This is a genomic window from Pseudomonas sp. 5P_5.1_Bac1 (genome assembly GCF_025466015.1).
Taxonomy (GTDB): domain Bacteria; phylum Pseudomonadota; class Gammaproteobacteria; order Pseudomonadales; family Pseudomonadaceae; genus Aquipseudomonas.
Genome location: NZ_JANLNX010000086.1, coordinates 1 through 7,576 on the forward strand (window position 1 = coordinate 1; position 7,576 = coordinate 7,576).

General features: G+C 58.2%; 4 protein-coding genes and 1 pseudogene. 2 read left to right on the forward strand and 3 right to left on the reverse strand.

The genetic code is table 11. The features are described 5' to 3' along the window. From NTD82_RS17815 to NTD82_RS17825, 3 genes are all read right to left on the reverse strand, one after another. Positions 1–456, reverse strand: a 456-nt coding sequence (locus NTD82_RS17815; protein WP_262129641.1) for a hypothetical protein, incomplete at its 3' end; no start/stop codon positions are given. Positions 457–537: 81 nt separating this feature from the next. Continuing rightward, positions 538–3,855: a hypothetical protein gene (locus NTD82_RS17820; protein ID WP_262129642.1), complete on the reverse strand. Its 3,318-nt coding sequence runs from the start codon at positions 3,853–3,855 to the stop codon at positions 538–540. A 75-nt stretch (positions 3,856–3,930) separates the two neighbouring features. Further along, on the reverse strand, positions 3,931–6,327 hold the full coding sequence (locus tag NTD82_RS17825; protein WP_262129643.1) for an Ig-like domain-containing protein: 2,397 nt from the start codon (positions 6,325–6,327) through the stop codon (positions 3,931–3,933). A gap of 234 nt (positions 6,328–6,561) precedes the next feature. Here NTD82_RS17825 and NTD82_RS17830 point away from each other — a divergent pair, with 234 nt between their 5' ends. Together NTD82_RS17830 and NTD82_RS17835 are read left to right on the forward strand one after the other, a co-directional pair. Continuing rightward, positions 6,562–7,080, forward strand: coding sequence for a hypothetical protein (locus NTD82_RS17830; RefSeq protein ID WP_262129644.1), 519 nt, complete (start codon positions 6,562–6,564; stop codon positions 7,078–7,080). Positions 7,081–7,120: 40 nt separating this feature from the next. Next, positions 7,121–7,576 (forward strand): annotated as a pseudogene (locus NTD82_RS17835) (sugar-binding protein); the annotation flags it as partial.

A 7,576-nucleotide genomic window follows, 5' to 3' on the forward strand; every position in this document is an offset into this window, starting at 1 on the left:
TTGTGGCGAAATCATTTTCACCGGCAGGGCGATGGCGTCACCGCTGTCGGTGGCCAATTCTTCGATCAGGCCGGACTTGTGCACCACGCGAAAGCGGGTGTCGCTGAGCTTGTGCAGGTGGAAGGAGTCGATTTTCTTTTCGCGCATCAGCAACTGGTCATCGGTGCTGCTGGTGCTGGTGACCTTGAAGGTTTCGCCGGTGCTCAGGGACAGGATGTTGGTGGCGGTGTCGTACTGCGACAACTGCAATGTCCAACCCGTGCCAAACCCGGAATTGAGGGTGTTGAGCGGGCTGTAGGACAGGCGCAGGGGAACGTTGGGGCCGCTGAGGTCATTGCCCTCGAGCTCGGGCAGCGAGAGGCTGCAGGTGTATTGACCGGTGCGCGGATCGACGCCGGTCTCGACGAAGCTGAGGAAATTGAAAGCATTGGAGTGGACGTTGGAGGACGCGGTCATAACAAGGAACTCCATGCAGGGCAATCATTACACCGTGACCCCGGCTATCGAGCCAGGGCCACGGTTATCGGGCCAGCCAGATCAGAGAACGGTGACCCGCAACTCGTTGCGGTTGTTCGGCGCGCGGAAATTGACCTGGAGACGGTGTTGGTTGCCGTACTCATCGAGGATGCGCAGCTTCACCGGCCGGGCATAGGTTCTTTCGCAAGCCAGGTCAAAGCGCCAGTACTGGCTGCGGTGCAGGCTGATCAACAACGCACCCTCCGGACATTCCTCGCCCGGCACCACACCAAGCTCGGGCAGGACCGCCCCGGGGATGTGTTCATACAGGCCCTGGTCGAAACGCAACTCGGTGTCGCCCCGCAAGGCGTAACCGGTGTAGCTGACCACGTCTTCCTCGAACTGGCGGCTCTCCCACTGCACCATGCCGCTGCGCTCTTCGAACTCGATATGGCGGAAGGGAATGTTTTCGCCGTTATGGGTCAGTTGCAGGATGTAGTAGTCGATGGTTTCCAGGTGGTAGTCATTGTCATCCTCGCCCACCACCCGCGTTGCCTCGAACTTGTAGCTGCTGCTGTCGAATTTCGGTGGCTGCACCGGGACCGGTTCGATGGTGGCAGGCGCTCCGTTGCCGGCATGGTTGGAGTAGAACGGCATCAGGTCATCGCGGATCAGCATGGCGGCGATGGTCGTCTTCGAACCCGCGCGGGTCTGCACATAGAGTTTTCGGGTGCGAATACCCTGCGTCCCGGCGTCCTCCTCGCGGGCAAGGCCATTAGGGTGGAACAGGTAATCATTGTGCTGCTCGTTGTAGGCCCAGTTGTCGCCTACCGGTACACCTTCGCTGTCAACCCGAGGCAACGGTTCGAGGGTGTGCGCATTGACTAGCACGATGCTGTTCAGCTCGGTGTCCGACACTTCCACCGGAACGAAATCGACTTCACTCGGCTCGACTTCAATCTCTACCTCGACCTGCTGCTGGCCGTTGGCGAACAGTTGCAGCGAAGACAGCGCCTTGAGTTCGAACGTCTGTAACTCGTTCCAACGCGCTTCGCTGGCGTATTCGGACTGATAGATGATGCTGTAGCCGTAGAAATTGCTGAAATCATCCTCCACCGTGGCCTGCACCACGCTGTAAGGCATGGTGATCCTGGCCGGCGCGGTGAAGACACCCGTCACGGGATCGACCGTGCCCTCCCCGGCAGTGACCGACCAGCGAACCCTTTCGGAAGGCAATCCGTCATCGGCCAGCCGCACCCGCGTCGATGCGCTCGGCGGCAGACCGGGATGGAAGACCGGTGCCAGCTCCAGGGCGAGATTCGACTGCAGCAACAATACAGTCGCCATGACCTTCGCTCCGCTCGAAGTGTTCTCGGCCTCGATGTGGGCCGCGATCACTGGCTGGCCGATACTGGTCGGCGGCGTGTAAACCGCCTGATTGCCATTGGCCTGCAATGAGCCGGGGCCGCTGCGCAATGTCCACTTGATGGTCCCGCCGTTGAGGCTCGAGGCCTTCACCGTGATCGGCTCGGGCTTCCTCAGGTCGACGGTCGCCATCCCCGGCACCACCACCATGGATTCGGCCACCACCACCACCAGCGCCGAGGCGCTGAGGACGCTGCCGGCGTCCTCAAGGGTGGCGGTGATCACATTGCGCACCGCCTGGCCGACCATGCGCTCGCGCGGCGGCGCGGTGAAACGGCCGTTCTGGTCGATATCGCCCTGGGCACGGCTGCCATCGATACTGCGCACCGACCAGGTGAGCTTGCCCGCCTTGCCCTTGAACTGCTCTCCGAGCACCGCGAACTGTTGGGTGGTGCCGGCCAGCACATGAACGATGGAAGGCTCGAGTTTCAGTGCGGTGTGCTTCGGATTGATATGCCCGAACAACGCGACATCGCCGGGCACCGCGGCGTGGGTCAGCAGCAGCGCATTCTGTTCAGGGAACAGCAGGTGGTTGATGGCGAACAGGTCGAGCTCCGGCAGGCGGATCTCCTTGAGTTGGCCGTGCATGCTATCGATCAGGCCTTGCAGACTCGCTTCGAACGCCTGCTTGAAGCTGATGTAGAGGTTGATATCACCGCTGATTTTCTCCGCCAGGACCGAGCTGGAGCCCCCGGGCGCGGTGACGAAGGTCACGACACTGGTGGCCGGATCGACACTGGCCTTCAGGAAGAACTCCAGGGTGTGGGTGAAGCGAACATTGGCGTTCTCTTTCTTCTCATCCCCCATCAACTCCTTGCGGGTGAAGTAGAAGGAAAAGGTATTCACCCCTTTCCAGACGAACCTGAGCAGTCCACCAGCCACCACCGAGACTTCGAGCGGCAGGGAGCCTGCTGCGCTGCTGGCGAAATCGAAGGCCAGCGGCACGTTGTTCGACGCGGTCTGGTGGAAACCGCCACCAGAATGCTCGACCGCGATATCGTCCAACGTCCAGTTACCCGCCCGTGCCTTCAGCCCACGTGCCAGATCGTTGGAGTCCGAGGTGTGCGACAACGACAGGCCGCGACCGACATTACGTTCCAGGTAGCCCTGAATGAACCAGTCGAATAGCACACGGCTGGCCAGGATCAACGACCCGGAATACAGCGGCTTGCCCGAGCCGGCCTCGCGGTCGTCGGGGATCAGGTAGCGGAAATTACCGTCGTCACCCGGTGTAGAGCCATCGAAGAGGCTCTCGCGGGTACGCACGAACAGCACCACCGCACCCTCGCCATAAGTGTCCGAGCCTGCAACCGTCGCACCCGGCGCGGCCTGGGTACGCACGTCGAAGTTGCGCGGCGCCAGTTTGTCGTCGGGATCGAAATCCAGCATACCCAGCACATAGCGACGGGCGCTGGCAGGTTGGCGCTTGAACAGCGCATGGAAAAAGTTACCCAGTGCCTGTTGCGTCTGCGGGTTGTCCACCAGATTGCAACTGAAGTTATATCCCTCGGCAAGGTCGAGAACGACCTCGCCTTTCTGGCCCACGGAGCCGATCACGGCCTCCAGGTCCACGTCCATCACCAGGGTGAACTGGTGCTGCTCAGTGACCGCGAAACTGGACGTGATCCGCCTCGGAAAACCCGCTGCCGCCTCAAGCTTGTAGGCGACCATGCCGGAGACGATATCCATCGTCAGGTGGGCACGGGAGTCACTCAATGAAGCGGTTTCGAACGACAGCCGCGGTTGGCTGAGCAATAGCCCGGTGAGCTCCAGCACCTCATAACCATTGTTGGTCAGCGGCACACTGCCGTGGATGCGCTTCAGGAAGCTGTTCTGGTTGAACTGCGAGATGTACTGCTGCTCCAGCAGTTGATTGACCTTGCCGCGGTTCATGGTAACGATGGCGTCCCAGCCACGGGTAACGGATTTGCCCTGCATCGATTGCAACAAGGCATTGAGCGATTGGTCAGACATTTCATTTCATCCTGTCGGTGTAAAAGCACAGCCACCGTTCAGCAACGGCAGCAGCCATGGTGTAACGCGGGTCGTTCAAGGCAGGTCTGGCGCAGCAGCTATGGCATGCGCCTGAATCAAGTCACTGGCCCGACGAGAGATGTCGGCGTAGGTCGACAGCGGCAACGGCAACACGATGAACCCGTTGTGATCGCTAAAGTCGCCGGGGATCACCACCGAGATAACGGCGAAGCCTTTGGCATTGGCCGGCTCTTTGAATACGCCCGTCGGGCTGAGCGTGCCTCCCCCGCTGACCAGCAACTTGCATATGGCGCCGGGCGGCGGAAGGACCGGGCCATTCTTGCTCTCCACATGCAGTTGCACCTGGCCGGTCTCCGGTTTGCTGTCCTTGCTGATAAGCACCGGCAAATTGATCGAGAGGGGCCTCAATACCAGCAGTTGAGTCTCGACCGTGTCGTTTGCAGTCGGGTTCTTGACCTGGACAGTCTCGATGTACATCGCATCACGATCCGGACTGCTTAGCGCAGAGGTATACACGCACTCGCCGCCCGCGTTTGTGCTGAGCTTGCCGCCCAGTGCCGGGGTTTTCAGCGCCCAGGCAGGGTTGCCGCTGCCCATGATTCCGGCCGTCAGCGCAACACCTGCTCCTGCATCACAAACCTGGAAAATGGGCGACACGGTAACCGTGTGTTCCATCACCGAAACCAGGGCCGAGGCGGTGACATCCTGACCATCGAGCTTGCCTTTGCCGGTCACCACCACCGTCATAGACCCCTCTTTCAGGGAGCTCGCTGCTGGTGCCTTGTACACGCCGCTGGCATCGATGGTGCCGACGTTGGTTTCGCCCGGTTCGGTGCTACGCACACTCCAGGAGGCACCACTGGGCGCGGGGTCGAGGGTGAATTTCTGGCTTGCACCTGGCAGAAGGGTCACCTGCAGCGGCGATACCGCGACCGTGGTGCGCAACGGATCGATATGGCCGAACAATGCAAGATCGCCAGGTACATAAACGTCGTGAAGTTGCAAGGCGTTATGGCCTGGGAATAACAAGTTGCGAATCAGGAACGTGTCGACATTGGGCGCGGTGATGCGGTGCAGGAAATTGTCGAATTGACCACTAAGTTGATTCTTAAGGGACGACGTAAAATAATCATCCCCATCGCCATTTGAATACGTCAGCCCATACAGCTCTTGGTCAACCTTGGTCGTAATATGGACAGTTCTGCTCTTGAGATCACTGTCAAAAACAACCACACCATTGGTGTCCAGGCGTGCCTTAATGGAAATTGCCGTGTTTGCACCGCATTCGAGCGTTCCTGTTTTTTCGGAATCAGGCCAGTCAGCCTTGACATGCTTGAACCAATACGAAGTGCTGAAAGAAGGATTCCATTCGGCGCTTAGTCCGTCACCACTTTTCTGAACGACAAAGGGCCCACTGGAAAACTCGAAGTTATAATCAGCAACCAGGCGAACATTTTCGCGATCGCCCGTTTTTCGATAAACTTCAAACTCGTTATACACCAGTCCGCCTGCGGTCGCCTGAAGTGACGAAGCGAGATCATTGCCCCCTGCATAAGACTTGAACTTGATGCCGTTACCAATATCTGTCGCGGCATGTGGCCCGATCAAATCATTGAACAATACTCTGCTGGAGAGCAATACCGTACCGGTGTATTCCTTGCCATTCCTGTCCGCCGGAATCGGGTATTTGAAATCCGATCCAGAGCCTGGGTAACTAATGTCGGCATCGCCTTTGAGTCGAACGAACAACAACACCGCGCCATGGCCATAGTTATCCGCGCCCCTGCGCGTGGCCCCCGGTGCCGGCATGGTGCGGATCTCGAACGCCTCCGGCGTCAGCGGACCATTCAGGTCGCCGGACAGCGTGCCCAGTGGGAAGATTTTCTGATCATCGCGCAAACCCTCGAAAAACAGTTTGAATTGGGCACCCACCTGTTCCTGGGGCATATCGCCCAGCACAAAGTTGGCCTTGTACTCCCTGCCCTCCGCGATTTTCAACGCCACCTGCCCGGTATCGCCGACAGCGCCCTTTACCTTTTCCAGGTCCAGAACCATGGACAATTGGGGCCCGCCAACGGGCAGTACTTTCAAGATCCTGTCGATGCGTGCCGCCGCGCCACCGCTGGTCAGCACGGTCATGATCAACCCGCCAACAAAGTCCATGGTCAGGGTGGCTCTGGAGGCGTCCAGATCAGCGTTGGAGAACAACAGCTTGGGTGCACTCAACTTCAAATTACTGAGGAGTTCCATGGAATACTCGCCAGACTTCATCGTCTGGTTTATCAACGGCAGGTAACCGTTCGTGGAATTGAAACGCTCTATATATATCTGGCTCAATAACTTATTGGTCTTGCGTTGATCATAGGCGACAACACAGCCATGACCGAAGGTCCTGGATTTACCGTCCAGCCAAGCCAACAACTCATCGATACTGTGATTGCTATTACTCATCGTCGTTCTCCTTGTTTATGACTTGCCTGTACGGATCGGCTTATTCAGCCGGTCGTTTCCGCACCCGCCGGAACATGAATACGCTCACCACGCTACGCCACTTGCCAGGGGCCGCCTACTGACAAAAATGCTAGGTTCGCTGCCATTGCCACAGTGCTACCGTAGTTGCGAACACGGCCATGGGATATCGCCTTTTGCCCGTGAAATTCTTTTCAAAACAACGGAGTAACTGCCATGCAAGTCATCAAGAAATTTTCCGCGTCATCGCTCTACATGGGCGCACTCTTGCTACTCCTGGCGATCGCCGGAGTGCTGCCTACCCATGCCGACGTCCGCAGCAATGGAACATTGGAACTCTATAAAAAAGGTCCACAGGACGGCGTGCCGGGAAACCTGTCGTGCTCTATCGAATTAGTCACGGGCGAGCATAACTTCCACGACTCCGAGGCGTGCGAAAACGACCAGATCTACTATTTCAAATTACTCAACGCTCCTTCCGCGACCGTCATTTCATTTCATGACACCCCGGACTGCAATGACAAGATCGATCAGAACTTTTACTTCTATCTCAAGACGGTAAAAAATAACCTGACATTCGAAAATCCACTCAAACTCGATATTGCTGCGACAACACCCGTTGGCACTGTCGTCGCCGGCTCAGGCGGTGTACGGATGGAGAAAAAACTCGTGGCCGGGCAAATCGACGGAAAGCTGTCGTGCGTCACCATCAAACGCTCCGCAGTTCCCAATTGATCGGGCAGTCCCCTCCTCTGCTACCTGAAGGAACGCCATCATGACCACGTCCTCCAACGTCCACTCCAATGCTTTCAACTTCCTCAGCTTCGTCGAAACCGGCGTCGATCCGCGCACTGGCCAATACACCTGCAGCCTCTCGCTGCCCGAGCTCGAGGGCAATGACCTCAGCGGCCCCAACGTTCCCCTGCGCCTGTCCTACAGCCCGCTCAACACCCTCAATTCCGGCTTCGGCACGGGCTGGACATTGCAGTTGTCGCAGTACGACACCGCCACCAACATCCTCTCCCTGAGCACCGGCGAAACCTTCAAGGTCACCAGCACCAGCAGCACCGATGACCAGTTGCTGATGCGCGAAAAGAAAATCGACTCTTTCCACCTGCACAAGCTCAGCGACACCCGCTTTCGCGTGGTGCACAAGTCCGGCCTGATCGAAGAACTGGTCACCGACAGCGGTGACGCCATCGCCCTGCCGGTGAAAATGATTTCGCCCCAG